Origin of the sequence: Baekduia sp., assembly GCF_035318805.1 — a bacterium.
Taxonomy (GTDB): Bacteria; Actinomycetota; Thermoleophilia; order Solirubrobacterales; family Solirubrobacteraceae; genus Baekduia.
The window spans coordinates 73,780-98,085 of sequence record NZ_DATHDY010000063.1 but is presented as its reverse complement, the minus strand read 5'-3'; the positions used below and the strand labels follow the sequence as shown (position 1 = coordinate 98,085).

At 73.0% G+C, this 24,306-nt stretch carries 25 protein-coding genes; 17 read left to right on the top strand and 8 right to left on the bottom strand.

All coding sequences use genetic code 11. The features are described 5' to 3' along the window. On the top strand, positions 1-346 hold a 346-nt coding region (locus tag VK501_RS14690; RefSeq protein ID WP_324338545.1), incomplete at its 5' end, for a hypothetical protein. A gap of 7 nt (positions 347-353) precedes the next feature. Here VK501_RS14690 and VK501_RS14685 read toward each other — a convergent pair. Next, a complete protein-coding gene (locus VK501_RS14685) occupies positions 354-557 on the bottom strand; it encodes a DUF1918 domain-containing protein (protein ID WP_324338543.1) in 204 nt (67 codons plus the stop codon). A gap of 113 nt (positions 558-670) precedes the next feature. Between VK501_RS14685 and VK501_RS14680 the strand changes: the two genes are divergently transcribed. The 4 genes from VK501_RS14680 to VK501_RS14665 all read left to right on the top strand — a co-directional run bounded on the left by VK501_RS14680 (position 671) and on the right by VK501_RS14665 (position 7,449). Continuing rightward, a complete protein-coding gene (locus tag VK501_RS14680) occupies positions 671-2,485 on the top strand; it encodes an aldolase/citrate lyase family protein (protein WP_324338541.1) in 1,815 nt (604 codons plus the stop codon). Positions 2,486-2,498: 13 nt separating this feature from the next. After that, positions 2,499-3,704, top strand: a complete 1,206-nt coding sequence (locus VK501_RS14675) for a CoA transferase (RefSeq protein WP_324338539.1) — start codon at positions 2,499-2,501, stop codon at positions 3,702-3,704. A gap of 275 nt (positions 3,705-3,979) precedes the next feature. Beyond that, positions 3,980-4,471 (top strand): hypothetical protein, encoded by a 492-nt coding sequence (locus VK501_RS14670; RefSeq protein ID WP_324338537.1) that lies wholly within the window; start codon positions 3,980-3,982, stop codon positions 4,469-4,471. A 407-nt stretch (positions 4,472-4,878) separates the two neighbouring features. Continuing rightward, complete coding sequence (locus tag VK501_RS14665; RefSeq protein ID WP_349261020.1) at positions 4,879-7,449, top strand: exo 1,3/1,4-beta-D-glucan glucohydrolase; 2,571 nt, start codon at positions 4,879-4,881, stop codon at positions 7,447-7,449. Between the two features lie 61 nt (positions 7,450-7,510). Here the strand turns inward: VK501_RS14665 and VK501_RS14660 are convergent, their stop codons facing one another. Further along, positions 7,511-8,713 carry an ROK family transcriptional regulator gene (locus VK501_RS14660; RefSeq protein ID WP_324338533.1) on the bottom strand — a complete coding sequence of 401 codons (1,203 nt, stop codon included), beginning with the start codon at positions 8,711-8,713 and terminating at the stop codon, positions 7,511-7,513. A 514-nt stretch (positions 8,714-9,227) separates the two neighbouring features. Here VK501_RS14660 and VK501_RS14655 point away from each other — a divergent pair. The 4 genes from VK501_RS14655 (at position 9,228) to VK501_RS14640 (ending at position 12,446) form a co-directional block, all read left to right on the top strand. Then, the gene (locus VK501_RS14655; protein WP_324338529.1) at positions 9,228-10,613 is read left to right on the top strand and encodes a transaminase; all 1,386 of its coding nucleotides are present in this window, start codon (positions 9,228-9,230) and stop codon (positions 10,611-10,613) included. 30 nt (positions 10,614-10,643) lie between these two features. Next, complete coding sequence (locus tag VK501_RS14650) at positions 10,644-11,129, top strand: Lrp/AsnC family transcriptional regulator (RefSeq protein ID WP_324338527.1); 486 nt, start codon at positions 10,644-10,646, stop codon at positions 11,127-11,129. A gap of 99 nt (positions 11,130-11,228) precedes the next feature. Continuing rightward, the gene (locus VK501_RS14645; protein WP_324338525.1) at positions 11,229-12,182 is read left to right on the top strand and encodes a hypothetical protein; all 954 of its coding nucleotides are present in this window, start codon (positions 11,229-11,231) and stop codon (positions 12,180-12,182) included. A 51-nt stretch (positions 12,183-12,233) separates the two neighbouring features. Further along, entirely contained in the window at positions 12,234-12,446 is a 213-nt protein-coding gene (locus VK501_RS14640; RefSeq protein ID WP_324338523.1) for a DUF1653 domain-containing protein, read from the top strand. Between the two features lies 1 nt (position 12,447). Here the strand turns inward: VK501_RS14640 and VK501_RS14635 are convergent, their stop codons facing one another. Continuing rightward, complete coding sequence (locus VK501_RS14635; protein ID WP_324338521.1) at positions 12,448-13,035, bottom strand: hypothetical protein; 588 nt, start codon at positions 13,033-13,035, stop codon at positions 12,448-12,450. Between the two features lie 32 nt (positions 13,036-13,067). Then, positions 13,068-13,328: a hypothetical protein gene (locus tag VK501_RS14630; RefSeq protein WP_324338519.1), complete on the bottom strand. Its 261-nt coding sequence runs from the start codon at positions 13,326-13,328 to the stop codon at positions 13,068-13,070. A 207-nt stretch (positions 13,329-13,535) separates the two neighbouring features. Here VK501_RS14630 and chrA point away from each other — a divergent pair, with 207 nt between their 5' ends. Continuing rightward, positions 13,536-14,708: a chromate efflux transporter gene (gene chrA / locus VK501_RS14625; protein WP_324338517.1), complete on the top strand. Its 1,173-nt coding sequence runs from the start codon at positions 13,536-13,538 to the stop codon at positions 14,706-14,708. Positions 14,709-14,714: 6 nt separating this feature from the next. On the opposite strand, the gene VK501_RS14620 is transcribed toward chrA, so the two are convergent. Next, a complete protein-coding gene (locus VK501_RS14620) occupies positions 14,715-14,984 on the bottom strand; it encodes a MerR family transcriptional regulator (RefSeq protein WP_324338515.1) in 270 nt (89 codons plus the stop codon). Positions 14,985-15,093: 109 nt separating this feature from the next. Between VK501_RS14620 and VK501_RS14615 the strand changes: the two genes are divergently transcribed. Then, complete coding sequence (locus VK501_RS14615; protein ID WP_324338513.1) at positions 15,094-16,029, top strand: anti-sigma factor RsbA family regulatory protein; 936 nt, start codon at positions 15,094-15,096, stop codon at positions 16,027-16,029. A 10-nt stretch (positions 16,030-16,039) separates the two neighbouring features. On the opposite strand, the gene VK501_RS14610 is transcribed toward VK501_RS14615, so the two are convergent. After that, positions 16,040-16,978: a hypothetical protein gene (locus VK501_RS14610; RefSeq protein ID WP_324338511.1), complete on the bottom strand. Its 939-nt coding sequence runs from the start codon at positions 16,976-16,978 to the stop codon at positions 16,040-16,042. 34 nt (positions 16,979-17,012) lie between these two features. Here VK501_RS14610 and VK501_RS14605 point away from each other — a divergent pair, with 34 nt between their 5' ends. Further along, on the top strand, positions 17,013-17,225 hold the full coding sequence (locus VK501_RS14605; protein WP_324338508.1) for an acyl-CoA dehydrogenase family protein: 213 nt from the start codon (positions 17,013-17,015) through the stop codon (positions 17,223-17,225). Positions 17,226-17,663: 438 nt separating this feature from the next. Here VK501_RS14605 and VK501_RS14600 read toward each other — a convergent pair whose 3' ends face one another. After that, entirely contained in the window at positions 17,664-18,368 is a 705-nt protein-coding gene (locus VK501_RS14600) for a TetR/AcrR family transcriptional regulator (RefSeq protein WP_324338506.1), read from the bottom strand. Between the two features lie 12 nt (positions 18,369-18,380). Beyond that, the gene (gene upp, locus VK501_RS14595; protein WP_324338504.1) at positions 18,381-19,004 is read right to left on the bottom strand and encodes a uracil phosphoribosyltransferase; all 624 of its coding nucleotides are present in this window, start codon (positions 19,002-19,004) and stop codon (positions 18,381-18,383) included. Positions 19,005-19,079: 75 nt separating this feature from the next. On the opposite strand from upp, the gene cdd reads away from it, so the two are divergent. The 5 genes from cdd (at position 19,080) to VK501_RS14570 (ending at position 24,291) form a co-directional block, all read left to right on the top strand. Then, positions 19,080-20,006, top strand: coding sequence for a cytidine deaminase (gene cdd, locus VK501_RS14590; RefSeq protein WP_324338502.1), 927 nt, complete (start codon positions 19,080-19,082; stop codon positions 20,004-20,006). Continuing rightward, on the top strand, positions 20,003-20,830 hold the full coding sequence (locus VK501_RS14585; protein WP_324338500.1) for a purine-nucleoside phosphorylase: 828 nt from the start codon (positions 20,003-20,005) through the stop codon (positions 20,828-20,830). The genes cdd and VK501_RS14585 overlap by 4 nt, the downstream gene beginning before the upstream one ends. Next, positions 20,827-22,161, top strand: coding sequence for a thymidine phosphorylase (locus VK501_RS14580; protein ID WP_324338498.1), 1,335 nt, complete (start codon positions 20,827-20,829; stop codon positions 22,159-22,161). Before VK501_RS14585 ends, VK501_RS14580 begins: the two co-directional genes overlap by 4 nt. Next, a complete protein-coding gene (add, locus tag VK501_RS14575; RefSeq protein WP_324338496.1) occupies positions 22,158-23,159 on the top strand; it encodes an adenosine deaminase in 1,002 nt (333 codons plus the stop codon). The genes VK501_RS14580 and add overlap by 4 nt, the downstream gene beginning before the upstream one ends. A gap of 76 nt (positions 23,160-23,235) precedes the next feature. Further along, complete coding sequence (locus VK501_RS14570; protein ID WP_324338494.1) at positions 23,236-24,291, top strand: BMP family ABC transporter substrate-binding protein; 1,056 nt, start codon at positions 23,236-23,238, stop codon at positions 24,289-24,291. Positions 24,292-24,306 lie beyond the last annotated feature (15 nt).

Here is a 24,306-nt window from a genome sequence, read left to right as displayed (position 1 = left end):
ACCCGGCGACTGCGAGTCGCGCCCCTACCTCGACGCTCAGCGCTACGACGGGTTCCACGGCGCGCTCGCCCGAGAGCCCGTGCGCGAACTGGCCGGCCTGACCCTCGAGGTCGACGGGCCGGACCTCGTCCTGCTGCGGGCCGGCGAGCCGCGCGAGCGCTTCCACGACGCGGCCGAAGACGCCCCACCGCGGTGGATGGAGCGGCTTGCCGCGTCGGGGTACGGACTGCTGATCGTCGGAGCCGACCTCGGGCTCGGGCGGCCCAGCACCGAGAGCATCCAGCGCGCGATTCGGGCCGACCGCGCACTCATGGGGTTCGTGGAGTTCCGCGAGCCGGCCCCGTAGCCGCTGATCAGGTCGCCGCCTCGGCCGGCTTTCCAGCGGCGTGCAGCGCGCCCGCCGCCGGCACGTAGATCGTGGTGTGGCCGTCGTCCCACTCGATCCGGTAGCGCGGCGACGGATCGGCATGGAGGATCTCCCGCACGGTCCCCGGGCGCGGCGGACGTTCCGTCGACTCGGACTCGGCGACGACTCGGTCTCCGACCTCGAAGGTCATCACCCCTCCTTGCGCTAGCTGGTGCGTCCGAGCGTAACCCATCTCTCGCGTCGTTCCCAGCGCGTGCTCGGACCGCTGTCGGGCGACGATCCCGGCGGATACCTTACGAAGCCGTGACCGTCCGTCGATCGTGCCTCGTGGTGCCCGGCCATCAGGCCAAGATGCACGTCAAGGCGCTGGGCGCCGGGGCCGACGAGGTGGTGTTCGACCTCGAGGACGCCGTCGCAGCCGGATCGAAGGCGGCCGCGCGGGAGCAGCTGGCGCAGACGCTGGCGGCGGCGGAATGGAAGGAGCGCCGGGTTGCGGTGCGCGTCAACGCAGCCGGGTCCGCCGAGCAGGCCGCCGACCTGGCGACGTGCGCCGCGGCCGGGCACGACGGACTGACGATCGTGGTCCCGAAGGTGCAGGCGCCCGCCGACGTCGTGGCGGCCGCCGCCGTCGCGCCCGTCCAGGCGCTCGTCGAGACGCCGGAGGGCCTGGCCGCGGCCGGCGCGATCGCCGCCCACCCCTCCGTCGTGACGTTGATCCTCGGCTACGCGGACCTCGCCGCGTCACTCGGGCGCCGCGGCGCCGAACGCGATCTCGACCGCTGGCTGGTCGCCCAGGAGACGGTGCTGGCCGCAGCTCGCATCGGCGGGGCGCAGGCCATCGACGGGCCCTTCTTCGGCCTGCGTGACGACCGCGGGGTCAGCGAGGCGGCCCGGGCGGCGCGGGAGCTTGGCTTCGACGGCAAGTGGGCGATCCATCCCGCGCAGGTCGCACCGATCAACGCCGCGTTCGCCCCGAGCTCGCGCGAGCGACGCTGGGCGCAGGCCGTCACCGTGGCCGTGGCCGGCGCGTCCTCGGCGGGCGGTGCTGCGGCGACCGTGGACGGAGCGATGGTCGACGAGGCCATGGCGCGCCAGGCGCACCGGCTGCTGGCGCTGCCCTACGAGGACGAGCCGGCCCCGGAGGCGCCGCGTCATCGGGTCGCCGCTCCGTACTACGAGGAGCTGCGCCGCGGCCAGACCTTCCGCGCGCCGGGTCTGACGCTGACCAGCGGACACGCCGCCCTGCACCAGTCGATCGTCGGCGACCGCCTGCGGCTCTCGCTCGACGGCCCGCTCTGCGAAGCGGTGACCGGGACGCCCGGGCTGCTCGCGCACCCCATGCTCGTCTGCGACATCGCGATCGGCCAGTCGACCGCGCCGAGCGCCCGCGTGCTCGGGAACCTCTTCTACCGCGGCCTCGGGGCCCGCCCGGTCCCGGTCGGAACGACCCTGCGCACCACGACCGAGGTCGTCGCGCGACGCGATGCGTCTCGCGGTCGCGGGATCGTCGCGCTGCGCGTGACGACGGTCGACGCCCACGGCGAGCCGATCCTCGACTTCTGGCGTGCGCCGCTGTTGCCGAGCAGGTCCGCCTCGCCCGGTGACGACGCCGACGACCTCACCGCGATCGGGCAGCCGGTCGACGTGGCCGGCCTGATCCCGCGCGGCTGGGACCTCGGTCCGCTGCGCGAGGAGCCGCTGGGAAGCTTGTTCATCGCCTTGCGCGAGGGCGACACCTATGACATCGAGGCGGCCGAGACGGTGACGGCGGCGACCGAGCTGGCCAGGCTGTCGCTGAACCTCGCGCACACCCACACCGACGCGAGCGCCGGCGCGCACGGCGAGCGGCTGGTCTACGGCGGGCACGTGATCGGCGTCGCGGCCGCGCATGTGACGCGGGCGCTGCCCGACCTGGCGACGATCCTGGCATGGGAGTCGTGCGACCACCTGGGTCCGACCTTCGAAGGCGATCGGCTGCACTCGCGGATCGAGATCACCGGCCTGGAGGGCCAGGACGACGGCGGCCTCGTCCGTCTCCGTGTGCGGTCGGCCGCCACCGGCGGCGACGGCGTGGCCCGCGACGTCCTGGACTGGCGCCTGATCGCGTTGATGCCATGAGCTGGAGGCGCGCATGACCGGGATCCTGGAAGGGCTGACCGTGGTTGAGGGGTCGGCGTTCGTCGCCGCGCCGCTGGGCGGGCTGACGCTCGCGCAGCTCGGCGCGGACGTGATCCGCTTCGACGATCTCGGCGGCGGGCTCGACCACACCCGCTGGCCGCTGGCGGCCGGCGGGCAGTCGCTGTTCTGGGCCGGCCTGAACAAGGGCAAGCGCTCGCTGAGCGTCAACCTGCGCTCCGATGCCGGCCGCGAGCTGGTCTCCGAGGTGATCGGCGCCGCCGGCGCGTTCCTCACGAACTTCCCCGCGCGCGGATGGCTGAGCTACGAGACGCTGCGGGCCCGTCGCGACGATCTGGTGATGGTGCACCTCAAGGGCAACCGCGACGGCACCAGCGAAGTCGACTACACCGTCAATCCCGCGACCGGCTTTCCCTGGGCGACGGGGCCGCGCAACCTCGCCGCGCCGCTCAACTCGGTGCTGCCCGCCTGGGACATCGCGATGGGCGAGCTCGCGGCCGTCGGGCTGCTGGCCGCCGACCGCCACCGGACCCGCACCGGTCAGGGGCAGCTCGTCGAGATCGCGCTCTCGGACGTCGCGTTCGCCGTCGTGGGCCATCTCGGCCGCGTCGCCGAGGCGCAGCTCGCCTCGCGCGACTCGCCGCGCCGCGACGGCAACTACCTCTACGGCGCCTTCGGCCATGACTTCATCAGCAAAGACGAGCGTCACGTGATGGTCGTCGCCCTCACCCGCCGTCAGTGGAAGGCGCTGCTCGAGGTCACCGGCACGCAGGAGCAGATGGCCAAGATCAACGAGGCGACCGGTGTCGACCTCGACACCGAGTCCGGCAGGTTCGAGGACCGCGACCTGATCGCCGCGATCCTGCGGCCCTGGTTTCGGTCCCGCGACCTGGCCGAGATCCGCGACGCCTTCGAGGGCACCGGCGTCTCCTGGGGTCCGTACCAGACCTTCCGCCAGCTCGTCGACGACGATCCGCGGGTCACCGTCGACTCGGAGATGTGGGACGAGGTCGAGCACCCGGGCGTCGGCCGCTACCGGATGCCGGGCACGCCGCTGGACTTCTCCGCGGTGCCGCGCGAGCCCGTCCGCCGCGCCCCACTGCTCGGCGAGCACACCGCCGAGGTCCTCGGCGGCCTGCTCAGGCTCACCGACGCCGAGCTCGGACGCCTGCACCGCGAGGGCGTGATCGGGCTGGAGTGACCGTGGCGCTTCGGCGCGCGCTGCTGGAGGAGCCCGGCCAGACATCCTCATCCACCCCGAGCTGGTCATGCTGACGCTGACCTCCAAGCTCTTCGCGAAGCACTACCACCCGGCACTGGACGACGCCGTGCAGCGGTCGTGGGACGGGACGGCCGCGCGGATGAGCGGCGTGGCGAGCGCGGCGTAGTGGGACCGTCGTCGAGCGGGACTCGAACAAGTGTCCGCTTGGATGACGGAAATTCGTGATTTTGAGGCGCCGGCCGGTTCTAGTGTGCATGACGATCAAGACTCTCATCGCTGTCGGCGCGGCCGGCGCCGGCCTGGCGCTCCCGTTCGCGGCGTTCGCGGACAAGCCGGCGGAGACGCCGGGCAACGGTCCCAAGGCGCCAGTCACCACGACGACGCCCGCAGGCAAGGCCACGGCGCCCGGCCAGTACTGCAAGGACCAGTCCAAGAAGCACGTCAAGGGCCAGAAGGGCACGCCGTTCAGCCAGTGCGTGACCGCCCTCGACAAGATCGACAAGGGCCAGACCACCTCTCCGGCCAAGGCCTGCAAGGGCGTGAGCAAGAAGCACGTCAAGGGTCAGAAGGGCACCCCGTACAGCCGCTGCGTCGTGGCCGCCGCTCACCTGCGGGCCGACAAGGACGACGACGCGTCGACGACCACCCCGCCGTCGACCACGACGCCCACGACCACCGCGACGACGCCCACGCCGACCACGACGACGCCGGCCGTGACCACGCCGACGACGACCACCACGCCGTAGGCACCCGCCACACCCTGGGGCACCGCAGGCGAACGCCCCGCTCCGGCGGGGCGTTCGCCGTAGACGTCCCGCCTCGGCGTCGGTGACGCCGTTCCTCAGAGCCGCCCAACACCCCGGAAGCGGGCGTGCTTGACAACCGCGCCGTGACCCGAAGATACTGCGAAATCGCATAAAGGGGAGGCGGTCGACGATTGCGGCCGCCCGGGGTTCTCATCGGGAGAGGGAGCAGCATCATGGGTCGACTGCACGTCCGCCGTGGTCTACGCGCGCGGGTCCAAGGGTCTACGGATACGCCGGCGCACACACCGCTGGGAGATGGGTCGGTGGCGCAGTCGCGTCGCGGGCTCGCCGGCCGGGGTCGACTGGGGGTGGTCGGCCTCGCATCGCTCGCCGCGCTCCTCGTCGCGCTGCTGCCGGGCGTCAGCGGCGCCGATCGCGGCGGCCAGGCGCAGATCGGTCAGCCGCAGCTCGGCGAGGACGGCTGCGCCCGGATCCAGCAGAGCCTGCCGACGCTCGCCGACTGGCCGGCGGTCTCCAGCCGGATCAAGAAGTCCAAGGACGTCGAGGCGCGCGTGCGATCCCTGCTCTCCGAGATGTCGCTCGAGGAGAAGGTCGGGCAGATGACGCAGCCCGAGATCGGGGCCATCACGCCCGACGAGGTCCGCGAGTACCACATCGGCTCGATCCTCAACGGCGGCGGCTCATGGCCCAGCGCCGACAAGCATGCCGCGCCCACCGACTGGCTCACGCTGGCCGACGCCTACTGGAAGGCGTCGAAGCAGGGCAACGCCGGGCATGTCCCGGCCGTCTGGGGCATCGACGCCGTCCACGGCAACAGCAACGTCTACGGCGCGACGCTCTTCCCGCACAACATCGCGCTCGGCGCCGCGCACGACCCGTGCCTCGTCCGCGACGTCGAGGCCGCCACGGCGCGCCAGGTCCGGGCGACGGGCCAGGACTGGGCGTTCGCTCCGACGCTCGCCGTCGTTCGCGACGACCGCTGGGGCCGCACGTACGAGGGCTTCTCCGAGGATCCGCGGATCACGCGCGCCTACGGCTACGAGGCCATCCGCGGCCTGCAGGGCAACGACCGCAAGGGGATCGCCGAAGAGGGCGTCATCGCCACGGCCAAGCACTTCATCGGCGACGGCGGCACCGACGGCGGCAAGGACCAGGGCGTCAACTCCTCGTCCGAGGCCGAGATGATCAACGTCCACGGTCAGGGTTACTACGGCGCGCTGGCGGCCGGCGCCCAAACGGTGATGATCTCCTTCAACAGCTGGACCAACGAGGAGCTCGGGATCACCGAGGGCAAGCTCCACGGCAGCAGCAAGGCCATCAACGAGATCCTCAAGGGCAAGATGGGCTTCGACGGGCTGACCGTTTCGGACTGGAACGGCATCGGCCAGGTCCCGGGCTGCACGAACGCGAGCTGCCCGCAGGCCATCAACGCCGGGCTCGACGTGATCATGGTGCCCAACGACTGGAAGGCGTTCATCGCCAACACGGTCGCGCAGGTCCAGGCCGGTCAGATCTCGATGGCTCGCATCGACGACGCCGTGACGCGCATCCTGCGGGTGAAGATTCGCAGCGGCGTGCTGGACCGCCCGAAGCCCTCGCAGCGTGAGGACGCCGGCTCGGCCGGCGCCCTGCAGGCCCGTGAGGTCGCGCGTAGCGCCGTCCGCAAGTCGCAGGTCCTGCTCAAGAACAACGGGCGCCTGCTGCCGCTGGCGCCCACGTCCAAGGTCCTGGTCGTCGGCAAGAGCGCCGACAGCCTCCAGAACCAGACCGGCGGCTGGAGCCTCACCTGGCAGGGGACCGGCAACACGAACGCCGACTTCCCGAACGGGACGACCATCCTCGGCGGCCTGCGCCAGGCGCTCGGGGAGGCGAACGTGACGTTCAGCGAGACGGGTGAGGGCGTCGACCCCAAGGCGTTCGACTCGGTGATCGCCGTCATCGGCGAGACGCCGTACGCCGAGGGCAACGGCGACCTGGGCAAGCGCTCACTCGAGAACGCCGTGCTGCACCCGGAGGATCTCGCCGTGCTCGACCGCGTGAGCGGCAAGGGCGCGCCGGTGGCCACGGTGTTCCTGTCGGGGCGGCCGCTCTACGTCAACAAGGAGCTCAACCGCTCGGACGCGTTCGTCGCGGCCTGGCTGCCGGGCACCGAGGGCGAGGGCGTCGCCGACCTCCTGGTCAAGGGCCGCAACACCGGCCAGGGCTTCACCGGCACGCTGTCCTACAGCTGGCCCGGAGCCCCGTGCCAGGCGCCGCTGAACGCCGGCGACGACGGCTACGCTCCGCTGTTCCCGCTCGGCTACGGCCTGGGCAACGGGCAGACCGGGACGGTGGGGCAGCTCGACGAGACGTCCGCGTCGCGCTGCGTCGACGGCGGGGGCGGCGGCACGGCGACCGACGACCTGGACATCTTCGTCCGCCAGGACGTGCCGCCGTACAAGAGCTACATCGGCTCGCCGGACAACTGGGGCGGCACGGAGCTCGGCAACGACCCCAGCAGCGTCGTCACGCACACGAACATCGAGGCTCGGACGTCGGACGTGAACGTCCAGCAGGACGCCCGGAAGATCACCTGGAAGGGCGGCGCCGGCCAGTTCTACCTGCAGTCCCCGGAGCAGGACCTGCGCCCGTATCTCAACGCCGACGGCGCGATCGTGTTCGACACGATCGTGACGCAGGCGCCGACGGCTCGCGTCGTCATCAGCGCCCACTGCACGTACCCGTGCTTCTCGGACGCCCCGATGACGAAGGCCTTCACCGACGTCGCCGACGGGGCCAAGCACACCATCAAGGTGCCGTTGCGGTGCCTGGACACGGGATCGCTGGAGTTCGACCACATCAACACCCCGTTCCTCATCTACACCGACGGCCAGATGGAGGCGGCGTTCGCAAACATCCGCCTGGTGCCCGGGGCCGGCAAGGACGCCGACGCGCTGCAGTGCAGTGACATGACCTAGGTGTTTTGACCAAGCCCAGGCACCGTCGTCGCTTTACGACGACGGGTGCCTGGGCCGCTGGTCAGGCGCGGCGCGCCGCGACCGCGTCGGAGCGGTGCAGCAGCTCCGCGCCTCGGCGCAGGACGAGCGCCACAGCGCCGAGGACCTCGGCGCGTTCACCGAGCGTTCCCTCGACGACGGTCACGTCCTCGGCGGCCGAGCGCACGGCGCCGCGGCGCATCGCGTCGCGCAGCGGCTCGATCAGGAGCGGGCCGGCCGCGGCGAGGTCACCGCCGACCACGATGCGCTCGGGGTTGAAGAGGTTGCACAGCGTGGCGACGGCGGTGCCGATCGCCGTCCCCGCGGCCGCGATGGCCCGGGCGCATCCGGTGTGGCCGTCGACCGCGCAGGCGATCGCGTCCGCGATCGTGACGTCTGCGGCGAACGTACCGCGCAGCGCCGCCAGGATCGCTGCGGACCCGGCGACCGTCTCCAGGCAGCCGCGGTTGCCGCAGCGGCAGTTCGGGCCGCTGGGGTCGATGACGGTGTGGCCGATCTCACCGGCCGTGCCGCTGGTGCCCGTGTACGGGCGGGCGCGGATGATCAAGCCGGCGCCGATGCCGGTCGCGACCTTCAAGTAGGCCATGTTCTCGGCGCCGCGTCCGGCGCCCCACATCCACTCGCTCAACGCTCCGAGGTTCGCATCGTTCTCCACCTCGACCGCGCGCCCCAGCGCATCGCTCATCGCCTCGGCGGCCCGGACGCCGACCCAGCCGGGCAGGATGGTGGAGTCACCCAGCTCGCCGGTCGGGCCGTGCACGGGACCCGGCAGCCCCATTCCGACTCCGACGACGTCGTCCTGATCGGCGTCGGCCTCCGCGAGGACCTCGTCGACGAGGCCGGCGGCGTGCGCGATCGCCGCGGCCGCCGGCAGGTCGGCGTCGAGCTCGTCGTGGCGCTCGGCGAGGATGCCGTGTGCCAGGTCCGAGACCACGACGCGCACGTGACGCTTGCCGAAGTCGAGGCCGATCGCCACGCCGGCGTTGCGGTGCATGGCGACGAGGACGGGCGGTCGCCCCATGGCGCCGGGCGGGCGCGGATCGCCGCCGGCGGCGGGCTCGGTCACCAGGCCGGCGGTCTGCAGCTCGGTGACGACTGCCGACACGGTGGAGGCCGCCAGCTGCGTCCGGCGCGCAAGATCGGCACGGGACGCGGCGCCGGTCTCCGCCAGGACTCCGAAGACGCGCGCGCGTGCGTCGACCCGTGAGGCCACAGGGGCGCTCATGGGGCTTCCTTGGAGGTGATCCGTGACCGGTGCATCAGAGGGGGACGCGTTCCAGCGTACGCGGAGGAACGGGCGACTGACGATCCGGCGGGGAGGCGCGCGCGCTCGACCTCCGGTCTGAGCGCGGACTCCTCTGCGTGGCGTGGTCTCGCGCGCGGGACGAGTCGCTTCTCACGGGCTCGGGGTCGGCGAGCTCGCTATGTGCCCACCTACCCGCGCCGAGTGCTCATGACCGCAGCACGCTGTGGGGGAAGGTGTCGGGGAAGAGCGCTGCCGCTCGGGCCGCGTGTCCCAGGCGGGATGCAGCGGCTCGCAGCCGATGGCGGTGGGGTAGGCGAGCAGGTCGGCGCCGCCCAGCGCGTACGCGCGGCCGAGCTCCGGGAACCACTGGTCCCAGCACCGGGGCACCGTAGCTCCGCGCTCGGGCAAGTGGCAACGGACTCAGTGGCCGAATCCCAATTCTGCAACGAGATCCCTTGCATTATGTTCCCAGCTCAGCTAAATCTGTTGCCGGATGACCGCACCAACGGCTCCAGTCAACGCCGACGCCGGCTTCCCCGACCCCGAGCACATCGCCGCAGTGCTCGACCGCGAGCTCAAGCGCTTCGTCGCCGAGCATCCGGTCGCGGCCGGCCACCACGACGCCGACGACGCCATGCTCGGCGGCGTCCCCATGCCGTGGATGCGCCGCTGGGCCGGCGGATTCCCCGTCATCGCGGCCCACGCCGAGGGCGCGCGCATCACCGATACCGACGGCCACCAGTACGTGGACTTCTGCCTCGGCGACACCGGTGCGATGACCGGGCACGCGCCGGCGCCGGTGGTCGCGGCGGCGAGCGCCCGACTGGCCGCGGGCACCACGATGATGCTGCCGACCGACGACGCCGCCGTCGCCGCCGCGTCGCTGCGCGACCGCTTCGGGCTGGACCGCTGGATGTTCACGCTCAGCGCGACCGACGCCAACCGCGCGGCCATCCGCTTCGCCCGGCACCTCACGCGCCGCGACAAGATCCTGTGCTTCTCCTACAGCTACCACGGCGCCGTCGACGAGACGCTCGCCGTGCGCGCCGCCCACGGGCGGACGGTGGCGCGCGAGGGGAACGTCGGAGCGCCGGTCGACCTCGACGTCACGACGCGCGCCGTGGAGTTCAACGACCTCGCGGCGCTCGAGGAGGCCCTCGCGCACGGCGACGTGGCGCTGGTGATCGCCGAGCCGGCGATGACCAACATGGGGATCATCCTCCCGGACGGGGGCTACCACGCCGAGCTGCGGCGCCTGACGCGTGAGCACGGCACGCTGCTGCTGATCGACGAGACGCACACGTTCTCCGTCGGTCCCGCGGGCGCCACCGGTGCGTGGGGGCTCGAGCCCGACATGTTCACCATCGGCAAGGCCATCGCGGGCGGCGTCCCCGCGGGAGCCCTCGGCGTCACGCGGCGGATCGCCGACGAGCTCCTCGACGACCCCGAAGCCGACCTCGAGGACGTCGGCGGCATCGGCGGCACGCTGGCCGGCAACGCCCTCTCGCTCGCGGCCATGCGCGCCGCGCTCACCGAGGTCCTCACCCCGGCCGCCTTCGCCCACGCGACCGCTGTCGCCGACCGCCTGCTGGCCGGCATGAACGCGGTGATCGCCAAGCATCGCCTGCGCTGGCATGCCCTGCAGCTCGGGTGCCGCGTCGAGTACCGGTTCGTCGCCGACCCGCCGCGCGATGGCACCGCGTCGTACGCAACGCTCAACGCGGAGTTGGAGCGCGTCATGCACCTGCACGCGCTCAACCGCGGCGTCCTGATCACGCCGTTTCACAACATGTTGCTCGCCTGTCCCGCCACCACGATGGCCGACGCCGACCTCCACACCGAGGTCTTCGAAGCCGCCGTGGTGGATCTGTTCGCCTAGTCCTGCAAAGCGCGCCGGAGACCTGCTGCGATGACCACACGCAAGACGCCGCGCCGGCGCCGCGAGGGCGAGACGGTCATGGACGACATCGACCGCGCGATCGTCGATCGCCTGGCCTTGGACGGGCGCCTGCCCTACTCGAAGCTCGGCGTCGAGGTCGGGCTGTCGGAGGCAGCGACGCGCCAGCGCGTGCAGCGGCTGATCGACAAGGGGTACATGCAGATCGTCGCGGTGACCGATCCGCTGGTCACCCGCGGATCGGTCATGGCGCTCGTCGGCCTGCGCGTTCAGGGCGACTCGCGGGAGGTCGCCAAGAAGATCTCGGAGCTGCACGAGTCGATCTACGTCGTGGCGACCTCCGGATCCTTCGACGTCATCGCCGAGATCGTCGGCAAGACCCACGAGGACCTGCTCGCCGTGCTCAACGACCACGTGCGGCAGATCCCGGGGGTCATCTCGACCGAGACCTTCGTGTACCTCGATCTCTTCAAGCACACGTTCGTCTACGAGACCTGACGCACGGGTCCCGGCGCCGCCCGGCGAACCGGGCACCTTGACCTCCCGCCGTCCCGGTGAAACCGTCCTCCGGGTCGCCGAACCGCCCGGGAGGTCGTCATGCAGGCCAGGCTCGTCGTTGTCGTTCTCGCGCTGTCGCTCGCCGTCGCCGTGGTCACCGGCGCGACCGCGGGAACCGGCGGTGGCCCCGGGCCGAAGGGCGGCGAGCGCCATGGCGCCGCCGACCTCCCCGACCGCCTCGACCTCCCCGCCGGCTGGCAGCCCGAGGGCATCGCCTCCGATCCCCGCTCTTCGGACCTCTTCGTCGGCTCGATCCCCACGGGCGCCGTCCTGCGCCTCGACGCGCGCACGGGCGAGACGACGACCGTCGTCGCCGCCCACGCAGGCCGCGCCGCGATCGGCCTGAAGGTCGACGAGCGCCGGCGCCTCTTCGTCGCCGGCGGCCCGACCGGCAAGGCCTTCATCTACGACGCCCGCACCGGCGACGACCTCGCCGAGCGCCAGCTCTCGGTCCCCGGCGATGCGACCTTCGTCAACGACGTCGCGCTCACCCGCTCGACGGCCTACTTCACCGACTCGCGCCGCAGCGCGATCTACGCGGTCGACACCAAGCTCGAGGATCCCGCCCGGACCATCGCGCTGCCCGGCATCCCCAATGAGCAGGGCAACAACCTCAACGGGATCGTCGCCACGTCCGACGAGCGGTCGCTGCTGGCGATCCAGACCAACGCCGGCCGGCTGTGGAAGATCGACCCGGCCACGGGGGACGCCGCCCAGGTGGACCTCGGTGCCACGAAGCTCACCAACGGCGACGGGCTGCTGCTCGACGGCCGCACGTTGTACGTGGTCCGGAACTTCGACAACGAGATCGCGGTGGTACGACTCGCCGCCGACTACGCCTCCGGCGCCGTGTTGACGACGATCAAGAGCACCGGCTTCGACGTCCCGACGACGATCACCGAGCTCGACGGCGAGCTGTACGCGGTCAACGCCCGCTTCGGCACGACCGACCCGCAGCCCGCGCCGTATTGGGTCACGCTCATACGTCGCTGACCGGTCCGGCGCGCCGGCGCGCGCCTGGCGCCATAGGATCTCGCAGACGACATGTACCCCGGCCGCTACCGCCACTACAAGGGCCACGAGTACGAGGTCCTCTTCGAGGCGCGCCACAGCGAGACCGGGGAGGAGCTGGTCGTCTACCGAGCGCTGTACGGCGACCGGGGCGTCTGGGTCCGCCCGAAGGCCATGTTCTTGGAGACCGTGGTGGTGGACGGCGTCGAGCAGCCGCGGTTCGCGCTGGTCGGGCCGGCGAGCTGAGTCAGGTGCCCGCGGCCGGCAGCAGCGGCGACGTGACCGACGACGCCATCCCGCGCGGCGCGGCCAGACGCTCGAGCATGAGCGCCGTGTCGGCGATCGCGACGCCGGTGAGGTGCTCGTCGCGGGCGGCGAAGTCGTCGGCGATCGCGGCAATCGCGTTGGTGTAGGACTCGTCGTCGCGGTCGACCAGCGCGGTGATCGCGTCGGCGGCGCGGACGAAGGCGGGGGAGCCGGCGCGCATGTGCTCGGCGGCCGTGCGGGCAGTGGCGTCGTCGTCGTCGACGAGGGCCGTGATGGCGCGGGCGTAGGACGCCGGGGGAGAGGTCGCGTCGTCGGGGATCTGGCCGGTGGCGTAGTCGGCGGCCGCGCGGGCGTCGCCCGCCAGGATCGAGGCCTTCAACACGCCGATGAGGCGGCCGTAACTCGCCGGCGGCGCCGCCTCCCAGGAGGCGCGGTAGAGGTCGGCGGCCTGGCGCAGCGCGGGCACGGCGGCCTCCGCATCACCGCTCAGCAGCGCGCGCTGCCCACCCGCCTCGACGGCGATCGCCTCGCGCATCAGGTCCGCGTGGACGCCCTCCGTGAACCCCATCGGGCGAGCATACGCCCCGCCCGGGTGGCCTCCTAGACCCGTGACCTCCGGCCCGGCTGGCGTGGCGGCGCGACCGCCCGCGGGAACGGCGACGACTCCGTGCCCGGACGGCCTCCGGCCGCGCGGCGGCCCAGCTTCGTCGCGGCGTACCCGCGGGGCGTCCGCGTGGCCAGGCCCTGGGCGAGCAGCACGCCGATGGCGCGCGAGACGTCGTGCGCGTCGCGATGCCCCGTCTCCCGGGCCAGCGTGTCGAGGCGGCGTGGCTCGTCGGAGGCCTGTAGCGCATGCAGCACCGCGGCGACGACGGAGGTCGTTCGTCCGGCTGGGCTTCGGGCGTCAGGACGGGTGGTTTGCACGGTGCTCCAGTCGATCGTGCGGGCGCGTCAGAGCCTCGTGGAAACGGTGGCTCCCTCGCTGTCGACGGTAGCTCGGCCTCGTGACCACCGCCACTTAAAATGTTCGGGACGCAACGGGGTTTGTTCCTGTCTAGGCTTCGCGCCGTGTCCGCCGCCGTCGCTCCCCAGGCCACGGCCCGTCCGTCGCTGTCGACGATCGCGCGGGAATGGGGACGGATCGGGTGCCTGGGCTTCGGCGGGCCGCCCGTGCACATCGCGCTGCTGCGCGACCTGTGCGTCACGCGCCGCCGGTGGATCCGCGACCGCGAGTTCGAGGACACGGTCGCGGCCGTCAACCTGCTGCCCGGTCCCGCGTCGACGCAGCTGGCGATCGCCTGCGCCCACCGGCTCCGCGGCCGCACGGGCGCGCTGGTCGGCGGCGCCGCGTTCATCCTGCCCGGCCTCGCGCTGATCCTGCTCCTCGCCGCCGCGTTCCTGGCCGGCGACCCGCCGCGCTGGCTGCGGGGCGCTGGGGCGGGGGCGGGCGCGGCCGTCGCGGCGGTGGCGGTCAGGGCCGGCGTGGACCTCATCAAGCCGAGCTGGGCGCGGGCGGCGCCGCGCCGCGGTCCGCTGTTGGCCTACATCCTGCTCGGGGCGATCTCCGCGGCGACCGTCGGGCCCTTCCTCGTGCTCGTCCTGCTCGCGTGCGGGGTCGTCTCGCTGGCGCTGAAGCGGGGGACGGGACTTGCCGCGATCACGCCGGCGCCGGTCGCGCTCCTGCTCGCCGCGGTCGCCTCCACCGGCGGCCTGGGCGCGCTAGCGTGGACGGCCTTCAAGGTCGGCGCGCTCTCCTACGGCGGCGGCTTCGTGATCATCCCGCTGATGCAGGCCGACGCGGTCACCCAGCACCACTGGATGACCGACGGCCAGTTCCTCAACGCGGTCGCGCTCGGCCAGGTGACCCCTGGCCCGGTCGTGCAGACCGTGGCGGTGGTCGGCTACGCGGCGGCGGGCGTGGGCGGTGGGCTGCTCGCGGCGCTCGTCGCGTTCTCGCCGTCGTTCCTGTTCGTCGTCGTCGGGGCCAACCGCTTCCACGCGCTGCTGGCCAACCGCGCCGTCCGCGCCTTCATCGACGGTGCGGCGCCCGCCGCGCTCGGAGCCATCCTTGGCTCAGCGATCCCGCTCGCGCTCGCGCTCTCCGAGCCGTGGCAGCTCGCGGTGCTCGCCGCGGCCGCGACCGCGCTGCTCCTCCTGCGCCGCGGCGTGGTGGCCACGCTGGTCGCGGCGGGTGGGGTCGGGGCCGCCGCGGCGCTCGCCGGCGCGTCCTTGCCCGGCTGACCGGGGTCAGCGCCGCTCGCGCGCGGGCGCCCCGAGCACCAGCCCACGCAGATCCAAGAGCTCCGCGATCTCGGCCAGCGTCAGCCCGGCCTCCTGGGCCTCGGTGATCACCGCGAGCCACGCGACGGCCGCCGTGCGGTAGCGCCGCTCGCGCCCCGCGCCGCGCTCGGGCCGCGGCAGCAGACCCGCGCGCTCGTAGTACCGCACGCGCGAGAGCTTCAGGCCCGCGCGATCGGCGACCTCGGCAATGGTCAGCAGGTGCTCATCGTGACTCATACATCCTCACCACCCCCGATTGCTGACCATCCTACGTCAACGTCAGCGCCATGACCACCCTCGGGAATCGTCGCTATGGCGGCGCGGAGGCAGCTACGGTGTCCCGCGCATGTCCGCTCTGGTGCACGAGGCGCTGATGTACGAAGGCCTGGACGAGTTCCTGGAGGGGACGTCAGCCTTCGTGAACGAGGGGCTCGCGGCGGGAGAGACCGTCGTGGTCGCCGTCCCCGAGCCGCGTCTGACGGCGCTCCGCGATCGTCTCGACGGTCCCACCGAACACCTCGGGTTCATGGACATGGCCGAGCTCGGCCGCAACCCCGCGCGGATCATCCCCACGCTGCGCAACGTGCTGGACGCCAACCCCGGCCGGCGCCTGCGCTGGGTCGGCGAGCCGGTCTGGCCGGGCCGCCGCCCGTGCGAGAACGTCGAGGGCGAACGCCACGAGGCGCTGCTGAACGTCGCGTTCGCCGACGTGCCCGTCTCGATTCTCTGTCCCTACGACGTCGGCGGGCTCGACCCGACCGTGCTCGTCGGCGCCCAGCGCACCCATCCCGTGCTGCACGCCTCCGGCCGCCGCTGGGACAGCGTCCTCTACGGCGACCCGAGCACCGTCGCGCAGGCCGCGGCGCATCCGCTCGATCCCGTGCCGCCGACGGCCGACGAGCGCCGGGTCGACCACGACCTCTACGGGTTGCGGCTCTTCGTCCGCGACCGTGCGTCGGCCGCCGGCCTGGACGGCGCGCGCCTCGACGACCTGCTGCTCGCCGCCAACGAGGCGGCCGCCAACACGCTGCTGCACGGCGGCGGCCGGGGCGTGCTGCGGATCTGGCGCGACGACGACGACGTCCTGTGCGAGATCGCCGACGGCGGCCGGCTCGACGATCCGCTGGCCGGCCGGCGCGCACCGGACACGGCGCAGGCCGGCGGGCGCGGGCTGTGGCTGATGAACCAGCTCTGCGACCTGGTGGAGATCCGGCCGACGACGCAGGGGCTGACCGTGCGGCTGCATATGGGCCTCGAGCCCGCCGTCGAGCAGGTGGCTTAGGAGCGGCCGGTCACGACGCCGGGCAGCGCACCGGCGCCCAGCGGCCCGGCAGCAGGCAGCGATCGACCCGTCGCGGTGCATGGTGGGCGAGGATCCGGAAGCTCGTGTACTTGCCGATCGCCGCGCCGGCGGTCACCCGGATCTGCAGCACGGTGCCGGCGCGCAGGAAGCCCTCGAACGCCCGGAGCCGCGCCGGCGGATGGCGTGGCGGCGGCGGCTCGCGGCGCGGGCAGCCGGCGCCCACGCAGGTGCCGCGGATGCGGGCGGTCGGCTTCCCATGGACCGACACCATCGTGATGCGCGCGCCGCTCGCGACGGAGTACCCGCGGATGCGGACGGTCGGGAACGGCCGCATGTAGGCGAGGCGGACGCTCGCCGTGGTGGTGGCGGTCGTCGTCCCGGACGCCTGCGGAGCCGGTGGCGCAGGAGGCGGCGGCGACTCGGGCGGCGGTACGGCGGAGGGCGCGGGCGGCGGCGGCATCGCCGGCGGGACGTCCGGGGTGCAGGAGGTCGTCGCCGGCGGTACGGCACCGGCGGCTGGTCCGGGGCCGGACGCCGGGCCCGCGACGACCATGTCGCTGAGCGGCGTGCGCGCCGCCACGCCGCCGGCGGCGTTGAAGAGATGGACCTGGGCGCGGAAGCGGCTCCCCATGTCGTCGCCAATCACGACGCGGGTCGCGCCGCACGCGCCCGCGATGACGTCGCAGAACAGGCCCGAGGCGTCGCACCGGTCCCACTCGTAGAGCGGCGCCGGCGCCGCCACGCCGGTCCACGAGGCGACGACCCGCAGCTCGGCGCCTACGCTCGCCGCGCCCTCGATGCTCGGCCCCGCCGTGAACGCCGGCGCCTGGTCGCCGTGCGCGGGGGCGGCCACGAGCGCGAAGAGCACCACGGTCGCCAGCAGCGCGACCCGGCCCGGAACGCGACAACGAGGGGCGAAGGTGTACATGATGCCTCGAGCACCCCCGATCCTATGCCGATCGGTGAGCGTCGGCAACCCGTCGATGGCCGCCAAGGTCACCGCGTCGGACACCGCGGTCCGGACCGTGGACCGCGCGGCGCGCCTCGCCGCGAGCCGCTCGTTCGCCGCCGGCGACGAGCTCGCCCGCCTGCGCCGCGACGCGCCCCAGACCCAGATCGGCGAAGGCGCCGACGACGCGCTGCTGCTGGCGCTGGGGAGGGCGCGTCTGGGTTGAGGGGCGGGGCGGGCGTTGGTGGCGTTTTCCGCTCGGGCGCACGGGCGGTGCGGGGCGTGGTCCGTCGGCGATGACGGGGAGGTGGGAGGAGGGCGCGGGCGCCTGGGGTCTTCCGCGGGCGCGCGGGGTGCGAAGCGTCGTTGGCGTTCCGCGCGGGCGTCCACGGGCGGCGGGGCGCTTGACGGGGGCAGTGACAACAGGTGGCAGTGTTGCCGCCGGCCTCGTCGGTCTGCCGCCGTCGTCCCCGCGGCGGGCGTCCGACTCGACCTATGGGTGTCATGGACCCATAGGTGGAGGCGTCCGCCCCCGCGGCGCTCGCGGCAGACCGGCGACGCCCCGCGCCCACCGCACACGCCCTCTCGTCATTGCCGACAGACCGCGCGCCGCTGCACGACGCCCGCCCGAGCTGAACGCCAACCACGACCCAACCCCACCCGCCTACTCCCGCCTCCCGATCGCTTCCCACTCCTTGCGATACAAGTACGCCCGAAACGCCAGATGCGTCAGGTCCTCCTCCAAGTCCGGCAGCGTCTCGATCTCGCCGCGGCGGATCGCCGCGTAGACGACCTCGAAGATGCCGCCGGTGACGAACTGCGGCGTCAGCGGCGACAGCCATTTCTCGGCGCCCGGCTGGGAGCGCGGCAGCTGGTCGACGATGGGGTAGAAGGCCTCGACGGCGGCGTCGCGGCGCGCCAGGCCGCGCGGGCCTGAGCCGAGGACCTCGACGACGCACATGCGCGCGAACGCGGGCTCGGCGGCGAGGAAGCGCAGGAACTCGCCGAGCAGCGCGCCGACCTTCGCCTCCCACGTGTCGTCGGCGACCGCCGCCAGTCCCTGCGCCATCTTGTCCATCAACAACGCCGTGATGGCGTCGTAGGCGGCGAGGAAGCAGTCCTCCTTGTCGGTGAACAGCTCGTAGAACGTCTTGCGCGACACGCCGGCGTAGTCGGTGACGTCGACGACGCGGGTGGCGGCGTAGCCCTTCGCGGCGACGACGTTGGCCATGGCGTCCAGCAGCCGCTCGCGCTGGTTGCTGACGATGAACTCCCGCGACAGGCCGTGGCGGCCCTTGGGCAGCTGCGACGTCGACTGGCTGCCGGAGAGCGGCAGGCCCGAGGCCGGGGCGTCGTCGTCGGCAGCCATGGTGCGCCGACCCTAGTCGGTGCCGAACAGCCGGTCGCCGGCGTCGCCCAGGCCCGGGCGGATGTAGCCGCGCTCGTCCAGCCCGCGGTCCTGCACCGCGGCGAGGATCGGCACGTCGGGATGGGCGGCCTGCACCGTCGCGACGCCCTCCGGCGCGCAGACCAGGCAGACGAGGCGCAGGTCGGTCGCGCCGGCGCGGCGCATCCGGTGCAGCGCCGCGGTGGCGCTGCCGCCGGTGGCGAGCATCGGGTCGACCACGAACACGGTCGAGCGCTCGACGCCCTCGGGCAGCGACTCGTAGTAGTCCTCGGGCTGGAGCGTCTGCTCGTTGCGCCGCATGCCGAGGTGGCCGATCGCCGCATCCGGGACGAAGCGCAGGAAGCCGTCGACCATGCCGAGGCCGGCGCGCAGCACCGCGATCACCATGACCGGCGCGGGTGTGCTGCCCGTGGTGCGCTCCAGCGGCGTCTCGACCTCCACCTCGCGCACGGGCAGGTCGCGCAGCGCCTCGTAGGCGAGCATGGACGACGCATCGGCCAGGGCCGAGCGGAACGCGGCGCGTGAGGTCTCCGCAGCACGCAGCTCGGTGACGGCTCGGGCCATCACGGGGTGGTCGACGACGCGCAGGCCAGCCATCAATGGGCGGACAGTAGTCCATGGCCGAGACGCTGTGCAGGGACTCGGCGAGCCACCGTGTAGCTTGGCCCGGCGATGACCGCACTTCGCAACGTCGAGCTCAAGGCGCGCGACCCCGAACCCGAGCGCACGCTGCACGCCGCGCTGGCGGCCGGCGCGCAGGACCAGGGCGTGCTGCACCAGCGCGACACCTACTTCGCCGCCCGCGAGGGCCGGCTCAAGCTGCGCGAGGAGCGCGCCGGCGACGCCGCCCCGCACGCGCAGCTCATCGCCTACGCCCGGCCCGACCAGGCGACGGCGCGGACGAGCGCCTACCACCTGGTCGACGTGCCGGACCCGGCTGCGCTGACCGCGGCGCTGGATGCATCGCTCGGCACGGTCGTCGTCGTGGACAAGACGCGCCGCCTGCTGCTGCGCGACAACGTGCGGATCCACCTCGACGCCGTCGACGGACTGGGCTCCTGGGTCGAGCTGGAGGCCGTCGCGCCGCCCGAGTCCGACCTCGCCGCCGAGCACGCCGAGGTGGCGGCGCTGCGCGCCACGCTCGGCATGTCCGACGATCGCGTCGTCGCGACCGGCTACGCGGCGCTGCTGCTGGAGGCCGGCGCGGCCACGCCGCGGCTGGTCGACCTCGCGCGCGGCGCGATGCAGCGCGCGTACGCGCCGTACTCGCACTTCAACGTCGGCGTCGCGCTGCGCGACGAGGCGGGCGGGCTGCACGCGGGTGCCAACGTCGAGAACGGCGCCTACCCGCAGGGCCAATGCGCCGAGGCCTCGGCCATCGGAGCGCTCATCGCCGCGGGCGGTAGCGCGATCCGCGAGGTGGCCGTCATGGCCGACACCGAGCTGATCGTCCCCTGCGGCGGCTGCCGGCAGCGCCTGGCGGAGTTCGCGGGGCCGCAGACGCCCGTCCACCTGTGCGGGCCCGAGGGCGTGCGCCGGACGGTCGCGCTGGCCCAGCTGCTGCCGCTGGCGTTCGACCTCGCGGAGGCGACGGCATGACCGCCGCGGCCGACGTCGTCCGCGAGCGCGCGGGCGCGCACGCGCCGACCCCGCGCCTCGGCCTCGTCCTCGGCTCCGGCCTCGGCGGCCTCGCCGATGCGGTGCAGGACGCGGTCGCGATCCCCTACGCCGAGCTGCCCGGCTTCCCGGTCGGGTCGGTCGCGGGCCATGCCGGCCGCCTCGTGCTTGGCACGCTGGCCGGCACGCCGGTCGTCGTCCTGCAGGGCCGCGCCCACCTCTACGAGGGCATCGCGGCCTCCGAGCTCGCGGTCCCCGTGCGGACCGTGCGCGCGCTCGGCGCCGAGTCGCTCGTGCTGACCAACGCCGCCGGCTCGCTGCGCGCCGAGGTCACGCCCGGGCGCCTGATGGCGCTCAGCGACCACATCAACCTGATGGGCGCCAACCCGCTCATGGGCCCCAACGACGACGCGCTGGGCCCGCGCTTCGTCGGCCTCGGCGACGCCTACGACCTCGAGCTGCGCGCGCAGCTGCGCGCCGCCGCCGGCGCCGAGGGCGTCGAGCTGGCCGAGGGCGTCTACCTCGCCGTTGCGGGCCCGTCGTTCGAGACGCCGGCCGAGATCCGGGCGTTCCGCGCGCTCGGCGCCGACGCGGTCGGCATGTCCACCGTTCCGGAGGTCATCGTCGCGCGCCACGCCGGCCTGCGCGTGGCCGCCGTCTCGGCGATCACCAACCTCGCGGAGGGCCTCGGCGACGAGGTCCTCTCCCACGAGCACACGCTCGTCAACGCCGCCACCGCGGCGAAGGACCTCGAACGCGTGCTCACCCGCTTCGTCGCCGACCTCGCAGGAGCTCCCGCCGCATGACCGTCTCCAGCACGATCCGCCCCACCAAGGAGCTGCTGCGCGACAAGCGCGACGGCCGTGCCCTGTCGCTCGAGGAGCTGCGCGCGATCGCCTCCGGGATCGGCGACGGCACGCTCAGCGACGCGCAGGTCGCGGCGTTCGCGATGGCGGTGTTCTTCCGCGGGCTCGACGCCGAGGAGCTGCCGGCGTTCACGCTCGGCATGCGCGACTCGGGCACGGTCCTGGACTGGTCTGACCTCGACCGGCCCGTGCTCGACAAGCACTCCACCGGCGGCGTGGGCGACAAGGTCTCGCTGATCCTGGCCCCGCTGATCGCCGCGTGCGGCGGGGCGACGCCGATGATCTCCGGTCGCGGTCTCGGCCACACCGGCGGCACGCTGGACAAGCTCGAGGCGATCCCCGGGTACGACGCGACCCCGGACGCCGGCACGATGGCTCGCGTCGTCCGCGAGGTCGGCTGCGTGATCGGCGGGCAGACCGACGACCTCGCGCCCGCCGACCGGAGGCTCTACGGCATCCGCGACGCGACCGGCAGCGTCGAGGCGATCCCGCTGATCGTCTCGTCGATCCTCTCCAAGAAGCTCGCCGCCGGGCTCGGCGGCCTGGTGATGGACGTCAAGCACGGCAACGGCGCGTTCATGAGCGACCTCGACGATGCGCGCGCGCTCGCGCGGGCGCTCGTGGACGTCGCGGTGGCCGCCGGGCTGCCGACGGTGGCGCTGCTGACCGACATGGATCGCGTCCTCGGCAGCACCGCCGGCAACGCGCTGGAGGTCCGCGAGTCGATCGCGGTGCTGACCGGCGCGCCGGATGCCGACCCGCGCCTGGTCGAGGTGACGCTGGCGCTGACGCGCGCGCTGCTGGAGCTCGGCGGCCTCGAGGGCGCCGACCCCGCGGCCGCGCTGGCCAGCGGTGCCGCTGCCGAGCGCTTCGGGGCGATGGTGGCCGCGCTCGGCGGGCCTGCGGACCTGATGGAGCGGCCCGACGACCACCTCGAGCGTGCGCCCGTCGTCCGCGAGGTCTTCCCCGAGCGCGACGGCATCGTCGTCGGCCACGACACGCGCGGCCTCGGCCTCGCGGTCATGCAGCTGGGCGGCGGGCGCGCCGTGGAGAGCGACGTGATCGACCCGGCGGTGGGGCTGGCTGCCGTGGCCGGGCCGGGGGCCTCGGTGGGGCGCGGCGGCCGCCCGCTGGCGGTGGTGCACGCCCGCGACGAGGCGTCCGCGGACGCGGCCGCGTCCGCGGTGCGGCGGATGATCGTGGTGGGGGACAGTCCCCCCGTCGATCGGGTGGGGGACAGTCCCCCGGTCGTGACGGAGGTTCTGCGATGAGCGACGCGGCCGCCGCCGTCGCGGCGATCCCCAAGGCCGAGCTGCACGTCCACCTCGAGGGGACGGCCACGCCGGACCTCGTGCGCCGGCTGGCGCAGCGCAACGGCATCGGCCTGCCCGACGGGCTGTTCGCCGACGACGACACGTTCGCCTGGGTCGACTTCCTCGACTTCCTGCGCGCCTACGACGACGCCGCGACGTCGATCCGCACCGCTCAGGACTACCGCGACGTGACCTATGAGTACCTCGCCGCCTGTGCGGCCGAGGGCGCGGTCTACGTCGAGCTGATCGCCTCGCTGGACCACGGCGCGAAGGTCGGGCTCCCCGACGCCGACCATCTCGCGGGGATCGCGCAGGGCATCGACGACGCTCGCGACCGCCACGGCATCGTCGGCCGGATCATCTCCTCGGCCGTCCGCAACTTCGGCGTCGAGGCCTGCGAGGACGTCGCGCGCCGGACCGTCGCGTTGGACCATCCCTACGTCGTGGGCTTCAACATGGCCGGCGACGAGGCCGGCTTCCCGGCCGCCGACTACACGCGGACGTTCTCGATCGTCTCCGACGCCGGGCTCGGCTGCTCGGTCCACGCGGGGGAGCACGCGGGCCCGGATTCGGTGCGCGCCGCGCTGCAGCTGCCCGGCGTCGTGCGAATTTCTCACGGTGTTAGGGCCATCGAGGACCCTTCACTGGTCGCCGAGCTCGCGGAGCGCCGGATCGTCCTGGAAGTGTGCCCGACGTCCAACGTCGTCCTCGGCGTGTACCCCGGCTACGAGGACCATCCGCTGCCCACGTTGATGGGCGCAGGGGTCCCCGTGACCTTGGGATCAGACGATCCACCGTATTTCGGTACGACGATCGGCCGGGAGTACGAGTTGGCGCACGAGGCGATCGGGCTCGACCTCGAGGACCTGCAGGACATCACCGAAACCGCGCTGAATGCGGCCTTCGCGGGTCCGGACGTGATGGTCAATCTCCATGACCACCGGCCGGACATGTAGGTTTGCGCCGCGGCCAAGGGTCGGTCGCGCTGTCCCTCAGCAGTCCCGTTCAATCCCAGAGGGAGTTCTCTCGCAAGTGCGCGCACGTTCCACTCGTCGGGCCATCGCGGCCATCGGCATCGCTGGCATCCTCGTAGCCGCTGCAGGCTGCGGCTCTGACAACAACTCTTCGTCCACGTCGGGCGGCTCGGACACCACCGCCGCCGCTCCGGCCAAGAAGGCGATCAAGGTCGGGCTGGTCACCGACATCGGCGGTCTGAACGACCGCTCGTTCAACACCCTGGCCAACCAGGGCCTCGAGCAGTCCAAGACGGAGCTCGGCGTCACCGGGCGCGTTCTGACCTCGAAGTCCAACGCTGACTACGTTCCGAACCTGTCCACGCTGGCCCAGCAGAAGTACGACCTCGTCGTCGGCGTCGGGTTCCTGATGGCCGACGCGGTCGGCACCGTCGCCAAGAAGTTCCCGGACGTCAAGTTCGCGATCATCGACGTCGACGCGACCGGCCTCAAGGGCAAGCCCACCAACGTGGAGGGCCTGCTCTTCAAGGAGCAGGAGTCCGGCTACCTCGCGGGCACGCTCGCGGCGCTGTACGCCAAGGACAACAACATCACGACGATCTCGAGCGTCGGCGGTCAGAAGATCCCGCCGGTGGATCACTACATCGCCGGGTACGAGGCGGGCGCCAAGGCCGTCAACCCGTCGATCAAGACGCTCCACGCCTACTCCCAGGACTTCGTCGACCAGGCGAAGTGCAAGGAGATCGGGCTCAGCCAGATCGCGCGTGGCTCCGGCGTCGTCTTCCAGGTGGCGGGCCAGTGCGGCCTCGGCGCGCTGGACGCGGCCAAGGAGAAGGGCAAGCAGGGCATCGGCGTCGACGCCGACCAGGCCTACCTCGGTCCGTACGTCCTGACCTCCGCGATCAAGAAGGTCGACACCGCGGTGTTCGACACGGTCAAGCAGGTCCAGGACGACGGGTTCACCGGCGGCACGAACACGACGTTCGACGTCAAGAACGAGGGCGCGGGCATCGGCAAGGTGAGCGCCGCCGGCGCCAAGTACCAGCCGCAGCTCGACGAGGTGAAGGCCAAGCTGGCCGCAGGCTCCATCCAGGTGCCCGACACCGTCAAGTAGGCCCGACCGTCCTAC